At 63.0% G+C, this 22,293-nt stretch carries 24 protein-coding genes; 19 read left to right on the forward strand and 5 right to left on the reverse strand.

The genetic code is table 11. From position 1 onward, the window contains the following. The first annotated feature begins 16 nt into the window (after positions 1-16). From AC3A35_RS09015 to AC3A35_RS09030, 4 genes are all read left to right on the forward strand, one after another. A complete protein-coding gene (locus tag AC3A35_RS09015; RefSeq protein ID WP_487435703.1) occupies positions 17-1,444 on the forward strand; it encodes a PhoH family protein in 1,428 nt (475 codons plus the stop codon). 120 nt (positions 1,445-1,564) lie between these two features. After that, positions 1,565-3,463, forward strand: coding sequence for a DUF294 nucleotidyltransferase-like domain-containing protein (locus AC3A35_RS09020; protein ID WP_487435704.1), 1,899 nt, complete (start codon positions 1,565-1,567; stop codon positions 3,461-3,463). Next, a complete protein-coding gene (locus AC3A35_RS09025; protein WP_487435705.1) occupies positions 3,460-4,104 on the forward strand; it encodes a 3'-5' exonuclease in 645 nt (214 codons plus the stop codon). Before AC3A35_RS09020 ends, AC3A35_RS09025 begins: the two co-directional genes overlap by 4 nt. Positions 4,105-4,207: 103 nt before the next feature. After that, positions 4,208-4,750, forward strand: coding sequence for a C40 family peptidase (locus AC3A35_RS09030; protein WP_487435807.1), 543 nt, complete (start codon positions 4,208-4,210; stop codon positions 4,748-4,750). A 25-nt stretch (positions 4,751-4,775) separates the two neighbouring features. Here AC3A35_RS09030 and AC3A35_RS09035 read toward each other — a convergent pair whose 3' ends face one another. Next, positions 4,776-5,129 carry a DUF2325 domain-containing protein gene (locus AC3A35_RS09035; RefSeq protein ID WP_487435706.1) on the reverse strand — a complete coding sequence of 118 codons (354 nt, stop codon included), beginning with the start codon at positions 5,127-5,129 and terminating at the stop codon, positions 4,776-4,778. 135 nt (positions 5,130-5,264) lie between these two features. Between AC3A35_RS09035 and AC3A35_RS09040 the strand changes: the two genes are divergently transcribed. Next, positions 5,265-6,287, forward strand: a complete 1,023-nt coding sequence (locus AC3A35_RS09040; protein WP_487435707.1) for a Fe(3+) ABC transporter substrate-binding protein — start codon at positions 5,265-5,267, stop codon at positions 6,285-6,287. A 158-nt stretch (positions 6,288-6,445) separates the two neighbouring features. Here AC3A35_RS09040 and AC3A35_RS09045 read toward each other — a convergent pair whose 3' ends face one another. After that, positions 6,446-8,110 carry an ABC transporter permease gene (locus AC3A35_RS09045; protein ID WP_487435708.1) on the reverse strand — a complete coding sequence of 555 codons (1,665 nt, stop codon included), beginning with the start codon at positions 8,108-8,110 and terminating at the stop codon, positions 6,446-6,448. Positions 8,111-8,232: 122 nt separating this feature from the next. Between AC3A35_RS09045 and AC3A35_RS09050 the strand changes: the two genes are divergently transcribed. The 12 genes from AC3A35_RS09050 to AC3A35_RS09105 all read left to right on the forward strand — a co-directional run bounded on the left by AC3A35_RS09050 (position 8,233) and on the right by AC3A35_RS09105 (position 18,419). Then, complete coding sequence (locus AC3A35_RS09050; protein ID WP_487435709.1) at positions 8,233-9,339, forward strand: ABC transporter ATP-binding protein; 1,107 nt, start codon at positions 8,233-8,235, stop codon at positions 9,337-9,339. Then, positions 9,336-10,043, forward strand: coding sequence for a leucyl/phenylalanyl-tRNA--protein transferase (aat, locus tag AC3A35_RS09055; protein ID WP_487435710.1), 708 nt, complete (start codon positions 9,336-9,338; stop codon positions 10,041-10,043). The genes AC3A35_RS09050 and aat overlap by 4 nt, the downstream gene beginning before the upstream one ends. 32 nt (positions 10,044-10,075) lie before the next feature. Then, positions 10,076-10,807 (forward strand): arginyltransferase, encoded by a 732-nt coding sequence (locus AC3A35_RS09060; RefSeq protein ID WP_487435711.1) that lies wholly within the window; start codon positions 10,076-10,078, stop codon positions 10,805-10,807. A 62-nt stretch (positions 10,808-10,869) separates the two neighbouring features. After that, positions 10,870-11,889, forward strand: coding sequence for a quinone-dependent dihydroorotate dehydrogenase (locus AC3A35_RS09065; protein ID WP_487435712.1), 1,020 nt, complete (start codon positions 10,870-10,872; stop codon positions 11,887-11,889). 84 nt (positions 11,890-11,973) lie between these two features. Beyond that, a complete protein-coding gene (rsxA, locus tag AC3A35_RS09070; RefSeq protein ID WP_487435713.1) occupies positions 11,974-12,558 on the forward strand; it encodes an electron transport complex subunit RsxA in 585 nt (194 codons plus the stop codon). Positions 12,559-12,663: 105 nt separating this feature from the next. Further along, on the forward strand, positions 12,664-13,215 hold the full coding sequence (gene rsxB, locus AC3A35_RS09075) for an electron transport complex subunit RsxB (RefSeq protein WP_487435714.1): 552 nt from the start codon (positions 12,664-12,666) through the stop codon (positions 13,213-13,215). Continuing rightward, positions 13,212-14,915, forward strand: a complete 1,704-nt coding sequence (rsxC, locus tag AC3A35_RS09080) for an electron transport complex subunit RsxC (RefSeq protein WP_487435715.1) — start codon at positions 13,212-13,214, stop codon at positions 14,913-14,915. Before rsxB ends, rsxC begins: the two co-directional genes overlap by 4 nt. Before the next feature lie 4 nt (positions 14,916-14,919). Next, a complete protein-coding gene (locus AC3A35_RS09085) occupies positions 14,920-15,921 on the forward strand; it encodes an RnfABCDGE type electron transport complex subunit D (protein ID WP_487435716.1) in 1,002 nt (333 codons plus the stop codon). After that, entirely contained in the window at positions 15,918-16,583 is a 666-nt protein-coding gene (gene rsxG, locus AC3A35_RS09090) for an electron transport complex subunit RsxG (protein WP_487435717.1), read from the forward strand. The genes AC3A35_RS09085 and rsxG overlap by 4 nt, the downstream gene beginning before the upstream one ends. A gap of 10 nt (positions 16,584-16,593) precedes the next feature. Beyond that, complete coding sequence (locus AC3A35_RS09095; protein ID WP_487435718.1) at positions 16,594-17,307, forward strand: electron transport complex subunit E; 714 nt, start codon at positions 16,594-16,596, stop codon at positions 17,305-17,307. Between the two features lie 11 nt (positions 17,308-17,318). Further along, a complete protein-coding gene (gene nth, locus AC3A35_RS09100; protein WP_487435808.1) occupies positions 17,319-17,951 on the forward strand; it encodes an endonuclease III in 633 nt (210 codons plus the stop codon). 36 nt (positions 17,952-17,987) lie between these two features. Continuing rightward, positions 17,988-18,419: a DUF1841 family protein gene (locus AC3A35_RS09105; protein ID WP_487435719.1), complete on the forward strand. Its 432-nt coding sequence runs from the start codon at positions 17,988-17,990 to the stop codon at positions 18,417-18,419. A 12-nt stretch (positions 18,420-18,431) separates the two neighbouring features. Here AC3A35_RS09105 and AC3A35_RS09110 read toward each other — a convergent pair whose 3' ends face one another. Together AC3A35_RS09110 and AC3A35_RS09115 are read right to left on the reverse strand one after the other, a co-directional pair. Then, on the reverse strand, positions 18,432-18,743 hold the full coding sequence (locus AC3A35_RS09110) for a c-type cytochrome (protein WP_487435720.1): 312 nt from the start codon (positions 18,741-18,743) through the stop codon (positions 18,432-18,434). A 17-nt stretch (positions 18,744-18,760) separates the two neighbouring features. After that, positions 18,761-19,081, reverse strand: coding sequence for a c-type cytochrome (locus AC3A35_RS09115; RefSeq protein ID WP_487435721.1), 321 nt, complete (start codon positions 19,079-19,081; stop codon positions 18,761-18,763). Positions 19,082-19,241: 160 nt separating this feature from the next. On the opposite strand from AC3A35_RS09115, the gene AC3A35_RS09120 reads away from it, so the two are divergent. Next, positions 19,242-20,093 (forward strand): AAA family ATPase, encoded by an 852-nt coding sequence (locus tag AC3A35_RS09120; protein WP_487435722.1) that lies wholly within the window; start codon positions 19,242-19,244, stop codon positions 20,091-20,093. Between the two features lie 30 nt (positions 20,094-20,123). Further along, positions 20,124-21,302 (forward strand): vWA domain-containing protein, encoded by a 1,179-nt coding sequence (locus AC3A35_RS09125; RefSeq protein WP_487435723.1) that lies wholly within the window; start codon positions 20,124-20,126, stop codon positions 21,300-21,302. A 70-nt stretch (positions 21,303-21,372) separates the two neighbouring features. Here the strand turns inward: AC3A35_RS09125 and AC3A35_RS09130 are convergent, their stop codons facing one another. After that, entirely contained in the window at positions 21,373-22,143 is a 771-nt protein-coding gene (locus AC3A35_RS09130) for an oxygen-binding di-iron domain-containing protein (RefSeq protein WP_487435724.1), read from the reverse strand. Positions 22,144-22,293 lie beyond the last annotated feature (150 nt).

The raw sequence follows: 22,293 nt of genomic DNA on the forward strand, positions 1-22,293 counted from the left end.
AGAAAGGTCCGCGCACATGCCAGCAGCCCAAGCCAAGAAGACGACCCGCCGCCGCGCCACCCCGAAGACCAAGCTCTTCGTGCTCGACACCAATGTGCTGATGCACGACCCTACCAGCCTCTACCGGTTCGAGGAACACGACATTTTCGTGCCGATCATGACCCTGGAGGAACTCGACAACAACAAGAAGGGCATGTCGGAAGTGGCGCGCAACGCCCGCCAGGCAAGCCGGATGATGGACGAGATCGTCTCCTCTTCGCCCGAGGGGATCGAAGCCGGCATCGTGCTCACCGCGCCTTCGCACGAGCTCGCGACCGGCAAGCTCTTCCTCCAGACCGAGGCGATCAATGTCGTCCTGCCCGCAGCGCTGCCCACGGCCAAGGGCGACAACCAGATTCTGGCCGTGGTCATGCATCTGGCCGAGAAGGAACCCGGGCGGTCGGTGATCCTGGTATCGAAAGACATCAACATGCGCATCAAGGCCCGGGCACTCGGCCTGGAAGCGCAGGATTACTTCAACGACAAGGTGCTCGAGGACACCGACCTGCTGTACACCGGGACCCAGGAACTGCCCACCGACTTCTGGGAAACCCACGCCAAGGGCATGGAGTCGTGGAAGAACGACGGCCACACCTACTATCGCCTCAAGGGCCCGCTGACTGCCGATCTGCTGGTCAACGAATTCCTCTACCAGGATAGCGACACGCCGCTCGAAGCCTGGGTCAAGGAGCGCAACGGCCGCGTGGTGGTGCTGGAGACGCTCACCGACTACAGCCATCACAAGAACAATATCTGGGGAATCACCGCGCGCAATCGCGAGCAGAATTTCGCCCTCAACCTGCTGATGAATCCGGAAATCGACTTTGTCACCCTGCTCGGCCAGGCCGGCACCGGCAAGACCCTGCTGACCCTAGCCGCCGGGTTGACCCAGGTGCTCGAGACCAAGCGCTACTCCGAGATCATCATGACCCGGGTCACCGTACCGGTGGGTGAAGACATCGGCTTCCTGCCCGGCACCGAAGAGGAAAAGATGGCGCCCTGGATGGGGGCTCTCGAGGACAACCTCGACGTCCTCAACGGCACCACCGGCGAAGGCGGCGACTGGGGACGGGCCGCCACCCGCGACCTGATCCGCAGCCGGATCAAGATCAAGAGCCTGAACTTCATGCGGGGGCGGACTTTCATCAACAAGTTCCTGATCATCGACGAAGCGCAGAACCTGACGCCGAAGCAGATGAAGACCCTGATCACGCGTGCCGGACCGGGAACCAAGGTGGTCTGTCTGGGCAATATTGCCCAGATCGACACGCCTTACCTCACCGAGGGGTCGTCTGGCCTCACCTTTGCGGTGGACCGCTTCAAGGGCTGGGAGCACTCCGGGCACATCACCCTGCAGCGCGGCGAGCGCTCCCGTCTGGCAGACCACGCGGCAGAAGTCCTGTAGGCACGACCCGGCGGCAAGGGGGCCATCGCGGCCCCTGCTTCGGCGAAAGCTTGAGTCAGATCAGCCCGGTATATCGCTGTCGCGCCTATAATTCACGGGTTGCCATTTGGTCGATATGCCATGACTGTCTCAGCTCCCGACATGCTGATGGGTGCCAGTTCGGTTTTCCTCAAGCGCTTCTCGCCCTTCAATGGGATGGAACCGGAAGCGCTGGCATTTCTGGCGGAGCGGGCGGTACTCGCCTTTCACCCGCGCGGTAGCGAGATCCTGACCCCGGAGATGGGTCAGGCACGCCATTTTTACATCATCCAGCGCGGCAAGATTCAGTCTCGCCAGACCGGCGCGACGACCGTCACCGAATACGCCAGCATGACGATGGGACCGGGCGAATGCTTCCCGATCGGCGCAATTTCGGCCAATCGCCCGTCCACCAATGCTTACGTGGCCGTGGATGACAGTTTCTGCTTCCAGATCGGTGCCGACGACTTCATGCAGCTGATGCAGATGAGCCGGGTGTTCCATCTGTTCTGCACCCAGTACATCGCCAGCCTGCTGAACCAGTCGCGACAACAACTGCAGACGACGTTCTCGCAACGTGCCGCCGAACAGCAGACGATGACCACGCCGCTCGCCCAGTTGGTCAAGAAAGGGCCCATCTTCGTCGCGCCCGACACCGTCACCCGGACCGCACTCGAGAAAATGGCCGCGTTGCGCATTGGCTGCATGGTGGTGGTCGATACCGAACAACGTCCGGTCGGGATCCTGACCCAAAGCGACATCCTTCCCCGCCTGTTGTTGCCGGGTTTCGACCTCACCCGCCCGATCAGCGACGTCATGACCGCCAACCCGCATCAACTGCCGGGCTCCGCGTCCGCCTACGATGCGGCGCTCGAAATGGCGACCCACGGCGTCCGCCACATGCTGGTGATCGACAGTGAAGGCAAGCTCCAGGGGGTGGTGTCCGAGCGCGACCTGTTCTCGCTGCAGCGGATCAGCCTGCGCCAGCTCCGTGCCGGGATCGAGAGCGCCAACGACATCGAGGCACTGCGCCACGCGAGCAGGGACATCCGCCAGCTGGCCCTCAATCTGATCGCCCAGGGGATCGGCGCCGAACAGCTGACCCAGTTCATTTCCGCCCTCAACGACGCTCTGACGCGCCGCATCATCGACCTCGCGCTAGAGCATCATGATCTGCGCGAAGTCGATTTCGCCTGGATGGCGTTCGGCTCGGAGGGCCGCCACGAACAGACCCTGTCCACCGACCAGGACAACGGCCTGATCTGGCTATGTCCGGAGTTGCAGGAGCGCGGACCGGTGCGCAAACGCCTGATCGCCTTTGCGCGCGAGGTCAACGAAAGTCTGGCCGCCTGCGGATTCCCGCTGTGCACGGGCAATATCATGGCCAGCAATCCCGAGCTGTGCCTGACGCTGGACGAATGGCGCGGGCGCTTCGGCAGCTGGATTCGCGAACCCGACCCGCAGGCACTGCTCAATGCCTCGATCTTTTTCGACTTCCGGGTGTTGTACGGCAACGAGCGCCTGGGTGACCAGTTGCGCGCCTGGCTCAACAAGAGCGCCAAGGCCAACTCCGCCTTCCAGCGCATGATGGCCAGCAACGCCCTGCAGGTTGCCCCGCCGCTTGGCCGTATCCGCGATTTCATCGTCGACGACGACGGCACCATCGATCTGAAGAAATCAGGCGCCCGGCTGTTTGTCGATGTCGCCCGGATTCTCGCGCTACGTACCGGCGTCGAGTCGAGCAGCACCGTGCAGCGGCTGCGCCGCGCAGCCGTCAGGATGGGGGTTCCCCCCGAGGAGGTCGCCGCCATCATCGATGGCTTCCATTTCATCCAGCTGCTGCGTTTGCGTTCCCAGCACCTTGAGACCGAGCACGGCACCAAGGACGACAACAAGGTCAACCCGGACAGCCTCAACGAACTCGATCGCCGCATTCTCAAGGAGGCGTTCCGCCAGGCGCGCAAGCTTCAGCTTCGGCTCAAGCTCGACTATCAGCTATGAACTGGATCGCGAAACTCATCTCCGGTCGCAACGACGCCGGAGGGCTCGACGCCGTGGTCCGGGAGTCGATTGCACAGTGGAAGGCCTTGCCCGAATGCGACCCGAACCGGCCGCATTTCGAAACGCGCTATACGGTGATCAATACCGAGGCGACCGGCCTCAACCTGGATCACGACAAACTGCTGTCGGTCGCCGCCATCGCCGTCGACGAAGGGCTGATCTCCCCCGCCGAAAGCTATTACGCGACGCTCGAGACCGACCCCGCCGTCACCCTCGCCAATCTGCTCTCTTTCGCCGGCAAGGGCCCGCTGGTGGTGTACAACGCGGCCTTCAACCGCACGATGCTCGAGCGCGCGCTCGAACAGCACCTCGGATTCACGCCGGACGTTCTGTGGCTCGATCTTTACATCCTGCTGCCCGGACTTTTCCCCGAGCGTATCGACCATACCGCACGTCTGGCCGACTGGATGCGTTCGTTCGATATCGAGACTTTCCAGCGCCACCACGCCCTTGGAGATGCGTGGGTAATTGCCCAGCTCCTGCTTGCCGCGCAGGGACGTTCGCTTGCAAGCGGCGCCGGCACTGCCCGCGCACTCGCCGACCTCGAACGTTCGAGACGTCAGCTAAATCGTCCGATATGACAATTCCGGGCTTCCGAAATCAGCCCGAAATCCCACCGTCGGCTCAATAAGTTCGGATAATCCGTGGTTTACAGTGGGGTGACCGGTGCGTATAGTCGCGCCGATGCGTATCCCGGCCAACTCTTTCGCACTGTTGCTGGCAAGTCTTCTTGCCCTTTCGGCACCGGCCACCGCGCAGGAGACCGCCGCGTTCGGAAACGATCCGGCCGATTTCGTCGAGCGTTACACCTCGTCCGCTCAGAACCTCGTGAACGAGGGCATGAGCTACCTCGGAATTCGCTATCGCTTCGGCGGCACCTCTCCCGAAACCGGCCTCGACTGCAGCGGGCTGGTGCAGTCCGTGTTCCGCAACGCGCTGGGACTCGACCTGCCGCGGACTGCGCGCGAAATGGCACGCCAGGGCGACAAGGTGGGCAAGCAGGAACTGAAACCGGGCGATCTGGTTTTCTTCAACACCATGCGCCGCGCCTTTTCCCACGTCGGTATCTACCTGGGCGACGGGCGGTTCCTGCATTCGCCCTCGAGTGGGGGTGGGGTGAGGGTGGAAGACATGAGCGCCAGCTACTGGGCAAAGCGCTTCAATGGTGGTCGTCGACTGGTCGATGAAACCAACCCGGTCACCATCACCGCAGCCCCTGTGCGCTAGAACACACCCGGTGGCAGATCCGTGCTCAGTGCCGACCGCGCCGTAAGGGTGCGACGGCATCCGGGCACACCCCGCAGGTACTGCAATCCTCCCTGGCGGTTCGTTTCCCCAGCGCCTGCTGCAGCGCACATACCGATCTCCGGCAACATACGACACTGACCCCCTCGCGGCTTGCCGCCTCCCGGAATCGCTGCATCACGTTGTGGCCGAGAAAATCGGTAAACAGAATCACCATCTCGATTCCTGCCGGTAGCGGCGCGCTGCGCCGCTGATGGCTGCTGTCTCTTCCGCTGACATGGGCCGCAATCCGGATGCCGAACTGTTGCAGTACGTCCGGAATATTGCCGAGGCGATCGGCGCCGACGATCAGTGCGTTCATGCATATCTCCTTAATGCGATTGATTCGCATCCATAGTGAACGCATTACGATCCATTTGCAACTGCGAATTGATCTCGTTATTATCTCGCAACCGATTGCACTCTTCCTTTAATTCTCCTAATAGGCAGTTCATCCATGATCAAGAAGGCCCTCGCAACCGCCCTTCTCGCCGGCTTCGGCCTGCACGGTACCGCCGCCCTGGCTGCAGACACCGAACTGAACATCTACTCTGCCCGTCACTATCAAACCGACGACGCGCTTTACGGCAACTTCACCAAACAGACCGGTATCAAGGTCAACCGTATCGAAGCCAAGGAGGATGAACTGCTCGAGCGCATCCGCAACGAAGGCGCAAACAGCCCGGCCGACCTGTTCATCACCGTGGACGCCTCTCGTCTTGCCCATGCCGACCAGATGGGCATCTTCGCGCCGGTCAAATCCGCCGTGCTGGAACAGCGGATTCCGGCACACCTGCGTGCCGAGAACTGGTTCTCCTATTCGACCCGGGCCCGCGTCATCGTCTACAACAAGGACCTGGTGAAGGCGGAGCAGGCGCAAACCTATGAAGGACTCGCCGCTCCCGAGCTGAAGGGCAAGGTGTGCACCCGCTCCGGCAGCCACCCCTACAATCTGTCGCTGGGCGCTGCCTTGGTCCAGCACAACGGCGCGGAAAAGACCGAAGAATGGGCAAAGGGTGTGGTCGCCAATTTTGCGCGCGCGCCCAAAGGCGGCGACACCGATCAGATCAAGGCGGTTGCGGCAGGTGAATGCGGCATTGCCATTGCCAACAGCTATTACCTCGCGCGCCTGATGAATTCGACCAAGCCCGAAGACCAAGCTGTGGTGGCCAACGTGGTGGCGGTGTGGCCGAACCAGCAGACCTGGGGCACCCACATCAACGTCTCCGGCGCCGGCATGCTGAAGACGGCGCCGAACAAGGGCGCGGCGGTCAAGTTCCTCGAGTACCTTGCATCGGATGAGGCGCAGGCCTACTTCGCCAACGGCAACAACGAATGGCCGGTGGTGGCAAGCGTGAAGGTGACCAACCCGGCACTCGAAAAGCTTGGCCCGTTCAAGGCCGACACCCTGCCCATCGGCAAGCTCGCGCAGACGGTGGGCGAGGCGCAGAAGATTTTTGATCGCGCCGGTTATCGCTGATCCGCTCCTCGTGCCCGAACAGCCCGCCACGCCTTGCACGCGTGGCGGGCTGTTTGCATTCCGGAGTCTGTAGTCCACGCCGTGCTGCGCGCGCGACGCGACTTTCTACCGGTTCGCGGACCCCACACAGGGTCAGCGACGGAGCGGGCCGTCGGCGTTCAGCCCTGCCGACGCCCCTTGAGGATCTGACGCGAGATCACGAACATCGGCAGCAGGCCGACAGCGACGATCGTCAACGCGGCGGTGGATGCTTCGGTCAGGCGTTCGTCCGATGCCAGCGTGTGGGCCTGGGTCGCAAGGGTATCGAAATTGAAGGGACGCATCACCAACGTGGCCGGCAGTTCCTTCATGACATCGACGAACACCAGCAGTGCGGCGGTCAACAGACTGCCGCGCAGGATCGGGATGTGCACCCGGAGCAGGGTCGGCCACTTGCCAAAGCCCAGACTGCGTGATGCATCGTCCATACTGGGCGTGATCTTGCCCAGCGACGATTCGACGGTGTGCAATGCCACGGTCAGGAAGCGCGCCAGATAGGCGTAGACGAGTGCCGCGATGCCGCCGGTCAGGATCAGCCCCGGATTCACCCCGAACGTGCTCTCCCACCAGCCGACCAGCCAGTTGTCGAGCCGGGTGACCGGAATCAGCACCCCCACCGCAATCACCGATCCGGGCACGGCATAGCCGAGTCCGACGATCCGGTTCAGGATCTGCGGCAGACGCGAGCGTGCGAGACGCGCCGCATAGCCGAGCAGCAAGGCCAGCATCACCGCCAGGATGGCCGTTACCGCCGCGAGCACGAAGCTGTTCCGTGCCAGATCCAGGAAGCGGGGGCCGAATTGCGCATCCCCCTCGCCGAACGCCATTTTCAGCAGCAGCCACGCCGGCAGCAGAAACCCGAAAAACAGCGGCAGGAAGCACGAGATCGCCGCCGCTGTTCCGGCCAGCGGTGACAGTCGGTGGCGAATCGCGCTCCCCAGGTTGCGCGAGGTGTTGTTGAAGCGCGCCCGGCCACGGCTCGCTTTCTCCAGCGCCAGCACCGCCACGACGAACAGCAACAGGGCCGCCGAGAGCTGGGCGGCCGCGATGCGATCGCCGAGCGAGAACCAGGCGCGATAAATGCCGGTGGTGAAGGTCTGCACCCCGAAATAGGACACGGTGCCGAAATCCGCCAGGGTTTCCATCAGCGCCAGCGCGGTGCCCGCGATCACCGCCGGCCGGGCAAGCGGCAGCGACACGCGGAAAAAGCACGCCCACGGCCCGAGCCCCAGCGACCGCCCCGCCTCGAGCATGCCTCCGGCGCGCTCGAGAAAGGCGGTGCGCGCGATCATGTACACATAGGGGTAAAGCACGAACATGAACATGACGACCGCGCCACCCACGGTACGCACGTCGGGGAACCAGTAGTCCGCGCGGGTCCAGCCAAACGTCTCGCGCAGCCCGGTCTGGACCGGACCGACAAACTGGAGAAAATCGGTATACACATAGGCCATGACATAGGCGGGTACCGCGAGCGGCAGAATCAGCGCCCACTCGAAAACCCGCCGTCCCGGAAACTCGTGCATGGTCGTGAGCCAGGCGGTGGTCACCCCGATCGACGCCACGCCCACGCCGACCCCGATGCACAGGATGACCGTGTTGCGCACAAACTCGGCAAGCACGGTGTCGGCCAGATGTGACCAGGTCGCGGTGGTGCCGCCGACAAAGACATTGGAAAATACCGACAGGACGGGGGCCGCAATGAAGATGGCCACCACGACCGCGATCGCGGTCAGAAACGAAATGCGCTGCCACAGGCGCGCAAACCTTCCGCTTGAATTCATCCTGCTCCCGATGTCCTGTGCCACAAACGGCTGTTTGTCGGCCTGTCGCGCAGAATTATAATTGATCGCATTTGGATCGCCGCAGTGCAATAATCGGGCAACCTGCACATTACCGATCAACCATGTCCCATCTGCAACTGGTAGATATCGATCTGGCGTACGCGGGCAACCGGGTGGTACGCGGGCTCTCGCTCAGGCTCGAGCAAGGCAGCATCGGCTGCCTCCTCGGCCCGTCCGGCTGCGGCAAGACCACCGTACTGCGCTGTATTGCCGGTTTCGAACCGGTGTCGGCAGGCGAGATCCTGCTCGATGGCGTGATCGTCAGCGGCAAGGGCCGGCACCTGCCGCCGGAACGACGACGGATCGGCATGGTGTTTCAGGACTATGCCCTGTTTCCCCATCTGACCGTTGCCGGGAACATCGCCTTCGGCCTGCGCAACGCGGACCGGGACCACAAACAGGCGCGGGTCACCGAGTTGCTCCGACTGGTCGGGCTCGGCACCCAGGGCGACAAATACCCGCACGAGATGTCAGGCGGCCAGCAACAACGCATCGCCCTCGCCCGCGCCCTGGCCCCCGCGCCCAGTCTGCTGCTGCTCGACGAGCCTTTCTCCAACCTCGACGTCGAACTGCGCGAGCGTCTCTCCTACGAAGTACGCGACATCATCAAGGCGACGAACACGACCGCCATCCTTGTCACCCACGACCAGCACGAGGCCTTCGCCGTTGCCGACGAGATCGGCATCATGCACGAAGGCCGGATCCAGCAGTGGGACACCCCATACAACCTCTATCATCGGCCGCAGAACCGTTTCGTGGCCGATTTCATCGGCCAGGGCGTTTTCTTGCCGGGCATGGTATTGAGCAATCGGGAGGTCCAGGTCGAAGTCGGCACCCTAAAGACCGAAGTCCCGGTGGAGTGCGAAATCGGGTGTGCAGCCTGCGAGCGCAACTGCAGCGTCGATGTGCTGCTGCGCCCGGACGACGTGGTCCACGACGATGCGAGCCCGATGCGCGCCGAAGTCGTGCACAAGGCATTCCGCGGCGCCGACATCCTGTACACGCTGAAACTGGCGAGCGGCGCGAAGGTGCTGTCACTGGTACCGAGTCATCATAACCACGCAATCGGCGAGCGCATCGGTATCCGTCTGGTGGTGGACCACGTCGTGACCTTCCAGGGCAGCGAAGCCGAGGCCGGCGCCCTGCAACTCGTCCAGTTGCCCGGATGATCCCCTGGCTTGAGGGCGAACCGGGTTTCCCACCGCTCGAACGGGCGCTCGTCGACCCCAACGGCCTGCTCGCGGCAGGCGGAGAACTCACGCCGGACTGGTTGCTGGCAGCCTACCGCCGCGGCATCTTCCCCTGGTTCAGCGGCAACGAGCCCATCCTGTGGTGGAGTCCGGATCCACGTCTGGTGCTGATACCGGCCCAGATCCGGATCAGCCGGTCGTTGCGCAAGGTCCTCAGGCAACGGCGCTTCGAGATCCGCATCGACACGGCCTTTGCCGAGGTGATGGCGGAATGCGCCGCGCCGCGGGAGGCCGATGCCGGAACCTGGATCACGCCCCGGATGCAGGCGGCCTACTGCCGGATGTATGAACTTGGATACGCGCACAGCGTCGAATGCTGGCGAGAAGACAAACTTGTGGGCGGTCTTTACGGCATGGCGGTGGGACGTGCATTCTTCGGTGAATCGATGTTTTCGCGCGAAACCGACGCCTCGAAAGTTGCACTGGCGCACTTGGCGCGGGTCCTCGAACGATTGGATTTCGCCGTGATCGATTGTCAGATGACCACGCCGCACTTGCTGTCGATGGGTGCTCGAGAACTCGCCCGCAGCGAATTCGGTGCCGACCTGAACCGCTGGACCCGGCACGACGGAACCTGCGGACGCTGGCCGCAGGACCTGGCGAATGCGATCGACTGGAACTAGTACACAGAATAGCGGGCAATGGGCCGACAACCATGAAGCAGGATTATCCATACGCACTGATCCAGTTCTATGCCACGGCGCCCTACGCCTGCTCCTACCTGCCCGACCGCATGGCACGATCGCAGGTTGCCACGCCCGGCCACCTGATCGACCCCCAGGTGTACAGTGATCTGGTGCGCCGCGGCTTTCGTCGCAGCGGCGTATTCACCTATCGGCCCCACTGCGATCATTGTCATTCCTGTGTCCCGGTCCGGATCGGGGTGAATCACTTTACGCCGGACCGCAGCCAGCGGCGCGCGTGGGCCCGGCACTCGGCCCTCGAAGCCCGCGAATGCCCGCTCGAGTTCTCCGAAGAGCATTACCTGCTCTATCAACGCTATCAGGCCTCGCGTCATGCCGGTGGCGGCATGGATCTCGACAATCGCGAGCAGTACACCCACTTCCTGCTGCAGAGTCATGTCGACACCCGGATCGTCGAGTTCCGCGATGCCGATGCATTGCGCATGGTCAGCGTCATCGACCGGCTGACCGACGGTTTGTCCAGCGTGTACACCTTCTACGATCCGGACGCCGCGCGCAGCGCCTTCGGCACCTATGGCGTGCTGTGGCAGATCGAGGCCTGCAGGCGTTTGCAACTCCCCTATCTCTATCTCGGCTACTGGATCGCGGAGAGCCAGAAGATGGCTTACAAGGCGCGCTTCCGGCCGATCGAGGCCTACCGGCAGGGGGAGTGGAGCGTTTTCGATCCGCAGCAATCGTACTGAATCCGCCGCGCTGCGGATCCCCGCATCGCGCCGCGCCCGCCGAGTCGCTACAATCCGGCCCCATGCTCTACGACATCGCCCGCCCTTTCCTGTTTTCGCTCGACGCGGAAACCGCACACGAGTTCACCCTCGCCTCACTCAACATCGCCGGCCGCGTGTTGCCGACCGGTCGGCCGGAACCCGCCGATCCGGTGGCGGTGATGGGGTTGAGCTTCCCCAACCGCATCGGCCTCGGCGCCGGGCTCGACAAGAATGGCGAAGCCATCGACGGCCTCGCCCGCATGGGTTTCGGTTTCATCGAGATCGGCACGGTCACCCCGCGCCCTCAGCCGGGTAACCCGCGCCCGCGGATGTTCCGCCTGCCCGAGGTCAAGGGCATCATCAACCGCATGGGGTTCAACAACCATGGGGTCGATGCGCTCATCGCCAATGTCGGGACCGTCCGCTACAAGGGCATCCTCGGCATCAACATCGGCAAGAACTTCGACACCCCGATCGAACGTGCCGCGGACGATTATTTGCTCTGCCTCGACAAGGTGTACCCGCTGGCGAGCTACGTCACGGTCAATATTTCGTCCCCGAACACCAAGGATCTGCGTCAGCTCCAGGGCGAGTCCGAACTGGACGACCTCCTCGGCCGCCTGAAGACCGCCCAGACCCGCCTTGCCGACACCCATGGTCGCTATGTTCCGCTGACCTTGAAGATCGCGCCCGACCTCAAACCCGATCAGGTGGTCAATATTGCCGACGCCCTGCGCCGGCACCGCATCGACGGCGTGATCGCGACCAACACCACCATCTCGCGCGACAAGGTCCAGGGGGTGCGCTACGCGGAACAACAGGGTGGCCTGTCCGGGGCGCCGGTGTTCGAGGCCTCCACCGCGGTCGTCCGCCAGCTCGCCGGCGCCCTCGGTGGCGAGCTGCCGATCATCGCCGCTGGCGGCGTACTCGACGGTCGCGGCGCAAAAGCCAAGATCGAGGCGGGAGCGAGTCTGGTGCAGGTATACAGCGGCCTGATCTATCGCGGCCCCGCCCTGGTGCGCGAGTGTGTACGCGCAACGTCCCGAACACCGATCGCATGAAAGTGATAAACCCATAACCCGCTCAGGCTTGAGTGGCGCGGTGCGGAAGGGGATAATCCGCCGGTTAATCCCGGCCATCGGATCATGAGCAGCTATATTTTCGTCGTCATCGGCGCAGTCCTGGTCAACAACGTGGTTTTCGTCCGCATTCTCGGCCTGTGCCCCTTTATGGGCGTATCCAGAAAGCTCGAGACCGCCGTCGGCATGGGTGCCGCCACCACCTTCGTCCTCACCCTCGGTTCCGGCACCAGTTACCTGATCGATCACTACCTTCTGGCCCCCAACGATCTGGCCTATCTGCGTACGCTCTCGTTCATCGTGGTGATCGCGGCCATCGTGCAGATGACCGAACTCGTGATCCAGAAGACCAGTCCCTTGCTGCATCAGGTGCTCGGCATCTACCTGCCGCTGATCACCACCAACTGCGCGGTGCTCGGCGTGCCGCTGCTCAATGTCGGACTCAATCACAACTTGCTCGAATCCTTGCTGTTCGGCTTCGGCTCCTCGGTCGGCTTCACCCTGGCGCTGGTGCTGTTTGCCGGCATCCGCGAGCGGCTCGACGGCGCCGACGTACCGCTGCCCTTCAGGGGAACCGCCATCGCCATGATCACTGCGGGCTTCATGAGCCTGGCTTTCATGGGGTTTGCCGGGCTGGATCGTTTTAACTGATGCCCACACCTGCACCCAACCTTGCAGTCTCACTGGCTGACCTGACGCAAACCCCGAGCGCGCGGCGCGGTCTATCCTTGCGCCTCCGGATTCGTTAAACCACCCATGATCACCGCCCTCCTCATCATGACCGGGATCGCCCTGGTGCTCGGCGCAGCACTGGGTTACGCCGCCATCCGTTTCAAGGTGGAAGGCGATCCGCTGGTCGAGAAAATCGACGCCATCCTGCCGCAAACGCAGTGCGGGCAATGCAGTTATCCCGGTTGCAAACCCTATGCCGAGGCGATTGCCAAGGGCGAGGCCGACATCAATCAGTGCCCGCCGGGCGGCGAGGAAGGCATTCGCAAGCTGGCCGACCTCCTTGGCCGCGAGTTCAAACCCCTGTCCGAAGAACACGGGGTCGAGAAGCCCAAGTCGGTCGCCCTCATCGACGAACTCACCTGCATCGGGTGCACGCTGTGCATCCAGGCCTGCCCGGTCGACGCCATCGTCGGCGCAGCCAAGCAAATGCACACCGTTGTCGATCCGTTGTGCACCGGCTGCGAGCTTTGCCTGGCGCCGTGCCCGGTGGACTGCATCTCGATGGTGCCGGTACCTGAAACGGTCCAGACCTGGAAGTGGAAATACCCCGTGATCGAAATCAGGAAGGCTGCATGATCGCGCGTCTGTTCGGCTTCCGCGGCGGTATCAAACCCGACGCGCACAAGAACGAGTCGGCAGAGACGCCGATCCGCTCGGCGCCGCTGCCGGCCTGGCTGGTCGTACCCTTGCGCCAGAGTACGCGTGCGACCGCGCGCTGCATCGTGCATGTCGGCGACAAGGTGCTCAAGGGCCAACGCATCGGCGAACCCGAGGGCAATCTCGGTACCGCGGTTCACGCGCCGACCTCGGGCACCGTCACCGAAGTGGGTCTGCACCCGCTCGCCCACCCCTCGGGCCTGGACACGCGCTGCATCGTGATCGAACCCGATGGCGAGGAGCGCTGGGTCGAGCACAAGGGATTCGACTATCACAATTCCACCCGGGAACAGGCCCTGGCCCAACTGCGCGATTGCGGCATCGTCGGCCTCGGGGGCGCAACCTTCCCCAGCCATGTCAAGCTGGGCAAGGGCAGCGGCATCGAAACCCTGATTCTCAACGGTGCCGAATGCGAGCCGTGGATCACGTGCGACGACCGCCTGATGCGTGAACGCGCGGCGGACATTCTTGCCGGCGCGGCGATCCTGCGCGAACTGATCGGCGCACGTCGACTGGTCGTCGGCGTCGAGGACAACAAACCGCAGGCCATCGCCGCCATGCAGGCGGCGGCGCAGGCGATCGACGGCGAAGTGACGGTGATGCCGGTACCCTCGCTTTACCCCGCCGGCGGGGAAAAGCAGTTGATCCGGGTACTGACCGGGGTCGAGATTCCGTACGGCAAACTGGCCGGCGAGTTCGGTATCCAGTGCTTCAACGTCGGCACGGCCCATGCCGTATATCGAGCACTTGCGCATGGCGAGCCCTTGGTATCGCGCATCGTCACCCTCACCGGCAATGTCGAACACCCCGGCAACTTCGAGGTCCTGATCGGCACGCCGATCGCTCACCTGCTCACGCTGTGTGCCCCCCGCCCCGACACCGACCGCACCCTGATGGGCGGGCCGATGATGGGTTTTGTCCTCCCGCGCGTCGACGTCCCCGTGGTCAAGGGCACCAACTGCATCATTTCAGCCTCGCCCCGGCTGTTTCCGCCGCCGCAGCCCGAGCAGCCCTGCATCCGCTGCGGCGAATGCGCGCGTGCCTGCCCGGCCGAGCTCCAGCCGTTCGAGCTGTACTGGTTCAGCCGCGCGAAGAACTTCGGCAAGGCCCAGGAATACAATCTGTTCGACTGCATCGAGTGCGGCTGTTGCGCCTATGTGTGCCCGTCGCACATCCCGCTGGTCGACTACTACCGTTTCGCCAAGAGCGAGATCTGGGCCCGCGAACGCGAGAAGTCGGCCGCCGATCAGGCTCGGGAGCGCTTCGAGTTCCGCAACTACCGCCAGGAACGCGAGAAGGAAGAGAAAGCCGCCAAGCTGGCCGCAAAGGCCGCCGAAACCCGGGCCAAGCTCACCGATACCGGTTCGGCCGCGGAGCCGCTGCCGGTCGCAGCGGCAAACGCCGACGGCGATCCGAAAAAAGCCCTGATCGCCGCCGCCCTCGCCCGTTCCAAGGCGCAAAAGGAGACCGTCCAGCCGCGCAACACGGAAGGCCTGAGCCCCGAAACCGAAGCCGAGATCGCGGAGATCGAAGCGCGACGGCAAAATAAGCTGGCCACCGCTCCGGTGATCGGCGATTCCAAGCCCCCCTCCGATCGTTCGCCCGAATCCACCGCCTGAGCCGATGATCCACTCACCCTACATCCGCAAACCGGCGAGCGTGCAGCGCGTCATGTTTACCGTGCTGCTTGCCCTCGTTCCCGGGATTGCCGCCTACGTGTGGCAGATCGGCGCCGGCATTCTGGTCAACCTCGCACTCGCCACGGTCACCGCCGTGGTGGCCGAAGCCCTGATGCTGATGCTGCGCAAGCGTCCGGTCGCGATCGCGGTGACCGACCTCTCCGCTGTGGTCACCGCGTGGCTCGTCGTGCTGACCTTCCCCCCGATCGTGCCGTGGTGGCTTACCGTTCTCGCCGTGCTGGTTGCAATCGTCGCGGTCAAGCATCTGTATGGCGGGCTCGGGCAGAACCCGTTCAATCCGGCGATGGCAGCCTACTGCACGATGATCGTCGCCTATCCCTCGCTGATGTCGCAATGGCCGGCCGCCGGGACGGTCGATTTCGCGGCCCAGTTGAATCTCATACTCGGCAGCGCCCGCGACCTCGACGGAGTCACCGGTGCCACCGCTCTCGATGCGCTGCGCACCGGACTGCGCGGCGACGCGACCGTCGCCACCCTGCTGCAGACAGACACCTTCGGTATGGCCGGCGGTCGCGGCTGGGAGTGGATTGCCGGGGGCTATCTGCTGGGCGGCCTGTTCCTGTTCGCAACCCGTACCATTACCTGGCATCTGCCCGCCGGCTTTGTCGCCGGACTGACCGTGACCGCCGGCATCTTCTGGCTGCTCCATCCCGATCAGTTCGCCTCCCCGTTGTTTCACCTGGCCAGCGGCGGCGCGATGCTGGCGGCATTTTTCATCGTCACCGATCCGGTCTCGGGCGCCACCACACCGCGCGGTAAACTGATCTTTGCCGCCGGGGTCGGACTGATCGCCTATCTGATTCGCGCGTTCGGCGCCTATCCGGAAGGTATCGCCTTTGCGGTGCTCCTGATGAACATCTGCGTCCCGCTGATCGACATGAAGACCCAACCCACCGTGTTCGGGCATCGGGGAGGAGGTCAATGACCAGCGCCCGTTACTCGGCCGTGCGCACCTCGCTGCGCACCGCGGCGATCATGATCGTGTTCACCCTGCTGTTCACCGCGGTGATGGCGTTCACCTATGACACCACCCGGCACGCGATCGAGGCATCGGCGCAGGAAGAGCAGATGCGCCTGATCAACGAAGTCCTGCCCATGGAGCGCTACGACAACCTGCTGCTCGATGATGCGATCGCGATCGGTTCGGCGGCCGCGCTCGGCGCCGATGGCAGCAAACGTGTGTGGCGTGCACGTAAAGGGGGCGTGCCGGTAGCGCTGGTGCTCGAGGCAACCGCGAGCGACGGTTACGGCGGCCGCATCGAGCTCATCGTTGCGGTCGCTGCGGACGGCAGCGTGGGCGGGGTGCGGGTTACCGCGCACAAGGAAACGCCCGGGCTCGGTGACTACATCGACCCGAAGAAGGATCGCAACAAGATCAAACCCTGGGTTGGCCAGTTCAATGACATTTCATGGTCTCAGGTCGATGCCGCGCAATGGACCGTGCGCAAGGATGGTGGCGCATTCGATTACCGCACCGGTGCCACCATCAGTGCGCGCGCAGTGACCCGCGCGGTGGGTCGCGCGGTCGGCTATGCGGTCGAGCACGGTGATGCGCTGTATGCCGCCGCTGCCGGCACCAGTTTGTAGGGGAACGACGATGAACATTCAGGCTCTGCGCGAAAGCGCCTACAACGGGCTGTGGAAGCAGAACCCCGGGCTGGCCCAGCTGCTCGGCCTGTGTCCGATTCTCGCCATCAGTACCAGCATGGTGAACGCGGTCAGCCTCGGCTTGGCCACCATCCTGGTCATGGCGCTGGCCAATCTCGCGGTGGCCGGACTGCGCAACTTCATTCCCTACGAAATCCGCATCCCCGTGTTCATCCTGATCATTGCCGCACTGGTGACGATGGTCGACCTTGTTTTCAATGCCTACCTGCACAGCCTGTACCTCGTGCTGGGCATCTTCATCCCGCTGATCGTCACCAATTGCATCGTGCTCGCGCGGGTCGAGGCATTTGCGGCAAAAAACGACGTCCTGTCGTCGACGATCGATGGTGTGGTGATGGGGATCGGTCTGGTCTGGGTGCTGGCGCTGCTGGGCGGAATCCGTGAGTTGATCGGCGCCGGAACCCTGTTCTCCGGGATCGAGATGATCTTTCCCGACGCTTCGGCGCTGAACGTTTTCGGCGACGATTATCCGGGTTTTCTGATTGCCATCCTGCCGCCGGGCGCCTTCTTTGCCCTCGGCTGCCTGATCGCGGCCTACAACGCCATCAATACCCGTATGGCTGCCCGCGCCCGCCTCGTTCCGCCAGTGTCCGCGCCGACGACCGGCAAGGCCGAGCCGGACGCCGCAGCGGCGCCCGGCTGAGGATGGCGATGATGAAACGCGAGGCGATCCGGGAGTTCTTCCGGCGCCTCTCGGCGGCCAACCCGGCACCCCGGACCGAACTGGAATACGACTCCGCCTATCAGCTGCTGGTCGCTGTGGTGCTGTCGGCGCAAGCGACCGACAAGAGCGTCAACCTTGCCACCCGCAAGCTCTTTGCCGTCGCACCGACACCCGAAGCGATGCTCACCCTCGGCGAGGACGCAGTCGCCGAGCACATCAAGACCATCGGTCTGTTTCGCAACAAGGCGAAAAACACGGTGGCGCTGTCGCGCATGCTGCTCGAGCGCCATGGCGGCGAAGTACCGCGCGACCGTGCGGCACTCGAAGCCCTTCCGGGGGTCGGACGCAAGACCGCCAACGTGGTCCTCAACACCATCTTCCGCGAGCCGGTCATGGCCGTCGACACGCATATCTTCCGTCTGTCCAATCGCACCGGCCTGGCACCGGGGAAGGACGTGATTGCGGTCGAGCAGGCCCTGATGCGCCGGGTGCCAAAGGAATACCTTCTCGACGCCCACCACTGGCTGATTCTCCATGGGCGTTACGTGTGCACGGCACGCAAGCCGGCCTGTGCGGACTGCTGCGTACGCGACCTGTGCACCTGGCGCGACAAGACGGCCTGAGCCGGAACCGGCCCTCACCTCACAACAGGGAATCTCATGTTCAATCCGTCCCGCGATCAGGTTCGCAATTTCTTCATCGAGGCATGGCGCAAGCATCGGACGAGGGAAATCCTGACCCCGCTCGAGACCATCGCCGCCGACATCCTGCAGAACCACCCCGAGTACCACGCCGTGGTGGAGGACCCGGAATCGGTCGAGCGCGACTTCGCGCCGGAGGACGGACAGGTCAATCCCTTCCTGCACCTGTCCCTGCATTTGGCGATCGAGGAGCAATTGTCGATCGACCAGCCGCCTGGCCTTCGCGCCGCCTTCGACGCCGCCTGCGCGCGTCATGGCGAGCGCCACGCCGCATTGCACGATGTGCTCGAATGCCTCGGCGAGACCATCTTCGATGCGCAGCGCAACAATGCGCCGCCGGACGGGCAGGCCTACCTTGCCTGCGTACGGCGACGCGCCGGGCTGTCCTGACCTCCTGTTGCGTCAGCGCTTGAGGAACAACCCGGGCTGGCTTGCAAACCACGCAGCCAGATCGGCAAGATCCTGTTTCGAGAGATTTTCGACCTGCGCCGCCATGATCGGATTCTTGCGCTGCCCGTTCTTGTAGTCGAGCAGGGCCCGCAGCAGGTAATCCTCGTGCTGGCCGCCGATACGTGGAAACTCCGGCGTCGGACTATTGCCGTCCGACCCATGACAAGCGGCACACACCGCCGCTTTTTCCTTGCCCCGATCTTTATCGCCGGCTTGCGCGAGGCCGCTTGCAAAGGCCACCGCGGCCAGGGTGAGGACAACCATGTACCGTACACCCGCCCTCATCGCACACCTCCGTAGTAGGCGGCCAGGTCGGCCATATCCTGGTCGGATAGCGACGCCGCTATCCCCTGCATGCTTGGATGGGTACGTTCGCCGGCCTTGTAGGCCTGCAGGGCGCGAACGATGTACTCGGGGTGCTGCCCGCCAAGCTTGGGCACCGAGTACACGTCGGGAAAGCTGGTCCGATAGCCCGGAATACCATGGCAGCCGATACACGCGGATATCTTGCCTTTTGCCACCTCGGCATCACCGCCGGTAGCCTGCACCGAAAAACCTGATGCCGCCATGACGGTGGCCAGAAGCAGATGTCGTCCCTGCATGGTGTCTCCTCTGTGAAGGACTGCTATGTCTCGGGGCAGTCGATGGGAAACGTGCTGCCCGATTGAAAAACGCAGGGGCGATGCAACCCCCTGACCACTTTCGCCGTTTTCCGGCAACCCTAGCCCTATAATCGGAAAAAATTAATCAGAGGATTCCCCGATGTCACAACCCCGATTCGAAGGCAGTGCGCAGTATATTGCCACCCCGGACCTGATGCTCGCCGTAAATGCAGCCATCCGCCTGCAGCGTCCGCTGCTGATCAAGGGCGAACCGGGCACCGGCAAGACGATGCTGGCCGAAGAAGTGGCCGCAGCACTCGGGTTGCCGCTGCTGCAGTGGCACATCAAGTCGACCACGAAGGCGCAGCAGGGCCTCTATGAATACGATGCAGTGTCGCGCCTGCGTGATTCCCAGCTTGGCGACGACAAGGTCAAGGACATCGGCAACTACATCGTCAGGGGCGTGCTGTGGCAGGCGTTTGCGGCCGAATCACCGACCGTCGTTCTGATCGACGAAGTGGACAAGGCCGATATCGAGTTTCCCAACGACTTGTTGCGCGAACTCGATCGCATGGAGTTCCACGTCTACGAAACCCGGGAAACAGTACGCGCGGTCCATCGCCCGATCGTGTTCATCACCTCCAACAACGAAAAGGAACTGCCTGACGCCTTCCTGCGCCGGTGCTTCTTCCATTACATCCGCTTTCCCGACCGCGATACCATGCAGCGCATTGTCGATGTCCATTTCCCGGGCATCCGGAAGGCTCTGCTGACCGAGGCGATGGAAGTCTTTTTCGGCCTGCGCGATATCCCCGGGCTGAAAAAGAAGCCTTCGACTTCCGAGCTTATCGACTGGCTCAAGCTGCTGCTGGCCGAGGACATTCCTCCTGAGGCGCTGCGCTCGAAGGACAACAAGGCCATCGTTCCGCCGCTCGCCGGCGCGCTGCTCAAGAACGAACAGGATCTTCATCTGTTCGAACGCCTGATTCACATGGCGCGTCAGAACCGCTGAGGGTTTCGTAATGCTCAAGGCCAAGAAGATATGCTGATAGATTTTTTTCTCCATCTGAAGGCAAGCAAGCTCCCCGTATCCACCCGCGAGTTTCTCAGTCTGCTCGAAGGCCTGCGCGCCGGCGTCTGCGGCCACTCCCTGGATGATTTCTACCTGTGGTCGAGAACCTGCCTGATCAAGGACGAGGCGCTGTATGACCGCTTCGACGGCGCGTTCGGCGCGTACTTCAACGGGGTCACTGCCCTGCCCGGGCTCGACCTCGACTTGCCGGAGGATTGGTTGCGGGCGGCGATGAAGAAGCACCTCACGCCCGAGGAGCAGGCCCGCCTGGAAAAGCTGGGCTGGGACAAACTGATGGATGAATTTCGCAAACGCCTCGAGGAGCAGAAGGGCCGCCATCAGGGCGGATCAAGATGGATAGGTACCGGTGGCAGTTCGCCCTTCGGCAACAACGGCACCCATCCGGAGGGAATCCGGGTCGGCGGAGAGTCGGCGGGAAACCGCACCGCGGTGAAAGTCTGGGATCGGCGCGAGTTCCGCAATCTGGATGACTCGGTTGAACTCGGCACCCGCAACATCAAGGTTGCGCTGCGTCGCCTGCGCCGTTTTGCCCGTGAAGGGGCGGCCGAGGAGCTCGATCTGGAAGGAACAATAGCAGCCACGGCACGCAACGCCGGGTGGCTGGACCTGATGATGCGGCCCGAGCGCCACAATGCGGTGAAAGTGTTGCTGTTTCTCGATGTCGGCGGTTCGATGGACGACCACGTAAGAGTCTGTGAGGAGCTGTTTTCCGCCAGCCGCACCGAGTTCAAGCACCTGGAGTACTTTTACTTTCACAACTGCGTCTACGAATCCGTGTGGCGCGACGGCACCCGCCGACACGCCGAGCGCATCCCGCTGGTCGATGTCATTCACCGCTACGGTCCCGACTACAAGCTCGTGTTCGTTGGCGATGCCACCATGAGCCCGTACGAGATTCTTCATCAGCATGGCTCGATCGAACATATGAACGCCGAGCCCGGCGCGGCCTGGCTTCGCCGTCTGCTCGAGGCCTATCCCGCGGCAACCTGGCTCAACCCGGAGCCGGAGCGTCTGTGGACCTACCGCCAGTCGATCGAGCTGATACGTCAGTTGATGGGCGGGCGAATGTTCCCGATGACACTGGACGGACTCACCCGCGCGATGCAGTCACTGTCCAAAAAGCATTGACACCACCGACCCGCGCTACGATTGTCGGCAGCACGCCGGCAGCAATACGCGGCTGTCTTGCGGGTGCAGATCAGGGCGCGCGGTAATTGTCCTGGGTCATGATGTCGACACCGCACTGCAGGTTCTCGATCCAGTCCAGGAAGCGATTGACCATCGCCTTGCCTTCGAAGCGCGCCCCATGCTGCGGCACGATCATTTCGACATCCAGTTCGCGCACCATGTTCACCCAGAAGCGGCAGATCTTGTTCGAGATCATGTAGCGGCGGTGAAAGCCGATCATGAAGGGAATGTGATCGTCGAAATTCTTGACCGGCTTCATTGCCACGTCGTGATCGATCAGGGACGCCCCCATGTCACCGGTGAACAGGATTCGGGATACCGGGTCGTAGAACTGGAAATTGCCCTCCGAATGCATGAAATGCGCCGGTACGGCCTTGAGTTTGCATGCGCCCAGCGGCACGATCATGCCTTCGTCCGGAATGCCGATAATGCGGTCGGAATAGTCACGGCCTGTCGTGAAATGCGGCAGGAAGCGCGCCCACAGCTTGGAGATCAATATCCTGCAGTTTGTCGTCACCATCCATTTATTGAGCGACGCGATGATATCCGGATCGGCATGCGAGGCCAGAATGTAGTCGAGATTGCGTGACGGAAAATAGCGCTGCATTCCCATCAGCAAACCGTTGTAGGTCATGTTCCCACCGGGATCGACCAGTGCGCCATGATCACCGTCGACGATCAGGAACTGGTTGCACTGCACGGCGTGATCCGCCTCTTCATTGACGAGGTCGTAAAAGGCCAGACAGATATGCTTGCCGTCGTTGTAGAGCTCAACTGCCATGATCCGCATGTCCCGAGAATGGATGCCCGCCACGGCAGGCAACAAGAGACAAACTCTACCGCAGTCGCTACCGACCGTCCCGGCTATGCGAGCAATCCTTGATGTCGATCAAAAAGACAAGCCTGATGCCATGCGGATAACGACCAGCCA

This window comes from Azoarcus sp. Soil_N_20, assembly GCF_057656155.1.

Bases quoted from the DNA above. Each gene is read 5' to 3' on its own strand.
- AC3A35_RS09015 (WP_487435703.1), top strand. From the start codon at position 17: ATGCCAGCAGCCCAAGCCAAGAAGACGACCCGCCGCCGCGCCACCCCG.
- AC3A35_RS09020 (WP_487435704.1), top strand. From the start codon at position 1,565: ATGACTGTCTCAGCTCCCGACATGCTGATGGGTGCCAGTTCGGTTTTC.
- AC3A35_RS09025 (WP_487435705.1), top strand. From the start codon at position 3,460: ATGAACTGGATCGCGAAACTCATCTCCGGTCGCAACGACGCCGGAGGG.
- AC3A35_RS09030 (WP_487435807.1), top strand. From the start codon at position 4,208: ATGCGTATCCCGGCCAACTCTTTCGCACTGTTGCTGGCAAGTCTTCTT.
- AC3A35_RS09035 (WP_487435706.1), bottom strand. From the start codon at position 5,129: ATGAACGCACTGATCGTCGGCGCCGATCGCCTCGGCAATATTCCGGAC.
- AC3A35_RS09040 (WP_487435707.1), top strand. From the start codon at position 5,265: ATGATCAAGAAGGCCCTCGCAACCGCCCTTCTCGCCGGCTTCGGCCTG.
- AC3A35_RS09045 (WP_487435708.1), bottom strand. From the start codon at position 8,110: ATGAATTCAAGCGGAAGGTTTGCGCGCCTGTGGCAGCGCATTTCGTTT.
- AC3A35_RS09050 (WP_487435709.1), top strand. From the start codon at position 8,233: ATGTCCCATCTGCAACTGGTAGATATCGATCTGGCGTACGCGGGCAAC.
- aat (WP_487435710.1), top strand. From the start codon at position 9,336: ATGATCCCCTGGCTTGAGGGCGAACCGGGTTTCCCACCGCTCGAACGG.
- AC3A35_RS09060 (WP_487435711.1), top strand. From the start codon at position 10,076: ATGAAGCAGGATTATCCATACGCACTGATCCAGTTCTATGCCACGGCG.
- AC3A35_RS09065 (WP_487435712.1), top strand. From the start codon at position 10,870: ATGCTCTACGACATCGCCCGCCCTTTCCTGTTTTCGCTCGACGCGGAA.
- rsxA (WP_487435713.1), top strand. From the start codon at position 11,974: ATGAGCAGCTATATTTTCGTCGTCATCGGCGCAGTCCTGGTCAACAAC.
- rsxB (WP_487435714.1), top strand. From the start codon at position 12,664: ATGATCACCGCCCTCCTCATCATGACCGGGATCGCCCTGGTGCTCGGC.
- rsxC (WP_487435715.1), top strand. From the start codon at position 13,212: ATGATCGCGCGTCTGTTCGGCTTCCGCGGCGGTATCAAACCCGACGCG.
- AC3A35_RS09085 (WP_487435716.1), top strand. From the start codon at position 14,920: ATGATCCACTCACCCTACATCCGCAAACCGGCGAGCGTGCAGCGCGTC.
- rsxG (WP_487435717.1), top strand. From the start codon at position 15,918: ATGACCAGCGCCCGTTACTCGGCCGTGCGCACCTCGCTGCGCACCGCG.
- AC3A35_RS09095 (WP_487435718.1), top strand. From the start codon at position 16,594: ATGAACATTCAGGCTCTGCGCGAAAGCGCCTACAACGGGCTGTGGAAG.
- nth (WP_487435808.1), top strand. From the start codon at position 17,319: ATGAAACGCGAGGCGATCCGGGAGTTCTTCCGGCGCCTCTCGGCGGCC.
- AC3A35_RS09105 (WP_487435719.1), top strand. From the start codon at position 17,988: ATGTTCAATCCGTCCCGCGATCAGGTTCGCAATTTCTTCATCGAGGCA.
- AC3A35_RS09110 (WP_487435720.1), bottom strand. From the start codon at position 18,743: ATGGTTGTCCTCACCCTGGCCGCGGTGGCCTTTGCAAGCGGCCTCGCG.
- AC3A35_RS09115 (WP_487435721.1), bottom strand. From the start codon at position 19,081: ATGCAGGGACGACATCTGCTTCTGGCCACCGTCATGGCGGCATCAGGT.
- AC3A35_RS09120 (WP_487435722.1), top strand. From the start codon at position 19,242: ATGTCACAACCCCGATTCGAAGGCAGTGCGCAGTATATTGCCACCCCG.
- AC3A35_RS09125 (WP_487435723.1), top strand. From the start codon at position 20,124: ATGCTGATAGATTTTTTTCTCCATCTGAAGGCAAGCAAGCTCCCCGTA.
- AC3A35_RS09130 (WP_487435724.1), bottom strand. From the start codon at position 22,143: ATGGCAGTTGAGCTCTACAACGACGGCAAGCATATCTGTCTGGCCTTT.